This is a genomic window from Cellulomonas septica (assembly GCF_012396155.1).
Taxonomy (GTDB): domain Bacteria; phylum Actinomycetota; class Actinomycetes; order Actinomycetales; family Cellulomonadaceae; genus Cellulomonas; species Cellulomonas septica.
Genome location: NZ_JAAXOY010000576.1, coordinates 1 through 2,272, shown reverse-complemented (window position 1 = coordinate 2,272; position 2,272 = coordinate 1). Strand labels below are relative to the sequence as shown.

Annotated in this window: 2 protein-coding genes and 1 pseudogene; 2 read left to right on the top strand and 1 reads right to left on the bottom strand. The window is 73.5% G+C overall.

Features of this window, described 5'->3' with window-relative positions:
- Positions 1-282, top strand: a pseudogene (locus HGA02_RS16755) (RNA polymerase subunit sigma-70); the annotation flags it as partial.
- A gap of 208 nt (positions 283-490) precedes the next feature.
- On the top strand, positions 491-1,798 hold the full coding sequence (locus HGA02_RS16750; protein WP_168680283.1) for a glycoside hydrolase family 16 protein: 1,308 nt from the start codon (positions 491-493) through the stop codon (positions 1,796-1,798).
- Between the two features lie 104 nt (positions 1,799-1,902).
- On the opposite strand, the gene HGA02_RS16745 is transcribed toward HGA02_RS16750, so the two are convergent.
- On the bottom strand, positions 1,903-2,272 hold a 370-nt coding region (locus HGA02_RS16745), incomplete at its 5' end, for a hypothetical protein (RefSeq protein WP_210728720.1).

Sequence of the window (2,272 nt, the reverse complement as noted above, 5' to 3'; positions counted from 1 at the left end):
CTGCGGACCCTGTACCTCGCGCTGGACGCGGTCGCGCCGAGCCTGGGGTCGCGGACGGCGCTCGCGGCGGTCGTCGGGCGGCTCGACGGGCCGGTCGCCGGGCTCGCGGCGCTGCCGCCCGAGCCGGTGCCCGCGTTCCAGCCGTGGTGGGCCGCGCGCGGCGACCTGCTGGCGCGGGCGGGCCGTCGCGACGAGGCCGTCGACGCGTTCGTCCGGGCGGCCGACCTGTCCGACGACGAGGCGGTCCGTGACTACCTGGAGCGCCGCGCGCAGTCCGGTTGATCCCGAATCGTTTCGTGGGGGTCCCGCGTCGGTGCAGGTCAGCGTGCTGGCGTCGACCCGCACCGGGTCCACCCGTAAGGATTACTTGCCTGTCAGTAAGCCCGCCCGTTACGGTCGGTCGCCGGACGGCAGGGCGCGCCCGGCACAACGAAGTGACACGAGTCAGCCGCGCCTGCGTCGTCCACCAGACGACCCCGAGGAGGCACCGATGCCCGTCGCACTCGTACGTCCCCGCACGTCCCGCCCACGCCACGTCCGCCGCAGCCGCATGATCGGCGCGGGCGTCCTGACCGTCGGCCTGGTCGCCAGCGCCCTCACGGCCGCCCAGCTCACGGGCGGTCCCGCCGCACCCGCGTCCGCCGCGGTCGGCGACGTCATCTGGTTCCAGGAGTTCAACGGCGGCGCCGGCAGCGCCCCCGACGGCAACGTCTGGAGCTACGACACCGGCGCCGGCGGCTGGGGCAACGGCGAGCTCCAGAACTACACGACGTCCCGCGCGAACTCCGCGCTCGACGGCCAGGGCAACCTCGTCATCACCGCCCGCCGCGAGGGCGACGGGTCGTACACGTCGGCGCGTCTGCAGAGCAACAACAAGTTCGAGCAGAAGTTCGGGCGGATCGAGGCGCGCATCCAGATCCCGCGCGGCCAGGGCATCTGGCCCGCGTTCTGGATGCTCGGCGGCGACTTCCCCCAGATGTCGTGGCCCAGCAGCGGCGAGATCGACATCATGGAGAACGTCGGCAAGGAGCCGCACCGCATCTACGGCACCGTGCACGGCCCCGGCTACTCGGGCGGCGCGGGCATCAGCGGCATGTACCAGCACCCGCAGGGCTGGTCGTTCGCCGACGACTTCCACACCTACGCGGTCGACTGGAAGCCCGGCTCCATCACCTGGTCCGTCGACGGGAACGTCTACCACCAGGTCACGACGAGCCGCGTCGGCGGCAACCCGTGGGTGTTCGACAAGCCGTACTTCCTCATCCTCAACGTCGCCGTCGGCGGCCAGTGGCCCGGCTACCCCGACGGGTCGACGCAGCTCCCGCAGCAGATGAAGGTCGACTACGTCCGCGTCTACGACAACGGCTCGACGGGCGGCGGCGGTGGCGGGGGTGGCGGCGGCTCGCTGCCGACCGGCACCGGCACGATCCGCGTCGCGAACCAGCTGTGCCTCGACGTCCCGTGGGCGCAGACGCACGACGGCAACCCGATCCAGGTCGTCGGCTGCAACGGCAACGCCGCCCAGTCGTGGACCCGCGGCTCCGACGGGACGATCCGCGCGCTCGGCAAGTGCCTCGACGTCAGCGGCGGCGGCACCGCCAACGGCACCGTCGTGCAGCTCTGGACCTGCAACGGCACGGCCGCCCAGCGCTGGACCTACGACTCCGGCACGCGCGCGATCAAGAACCCGCAGTCCAACCGCTGCCTCGACGGCGTCGGCGGGCTGCCCGTGCACGACGGCCAGCGCGTGCAGATCTGGGACTGCAACAACCAGGCCAACCAGCAGTGGTACCTGTGACCCGCCGACGGTGACCTGACCTGACCAGAACCTGACCTGACCGACCCGACGGGGCGGGGTGCGTGACGTCGCAGCCCGCCCCGTCGGCCGTCGGCCGTCCGTGGTCAGCGGGCGACGTCCGCCCACCGGTCGACGGGCCACAGGTCGTCGAGGTCGAGCGCACGGGCGGCGTCCAGCAGCGCCGACACCTGCGGGTCCGCCGCCGCCGACGCGCCCTCCGACTGCGCGTAGTAGTCGGCCAGGAACGCCGCGAGCGCGTCGCCCGGCAGCCCCGGCGTGGTGTCCAGACGCAGCAGCAGCATCCCGTCGACGCGCGGTGCGCCCGGGCTGAGCGACGGCTGCACGTAGGGGAGCGGGACGAGCCGCGCACCGTGCCGGCCGTAGAACCGCAGCCGCGCGACGGGGTCGCCCTGCGTCGCGTCGGCGGCCCACACGCGCGGGTCGTCGACCTCCGCCACGACGAGCGAGCCCGGG

Coding starts and splice junctions, on each gene's coding strand:
- HGA02_RS16750 (WP_168680283.1), top strand. CDS start 491: ATGCCCGTCGCACTCGTACGTCCCCGCACGTCCCGCCCACGCCACGTC.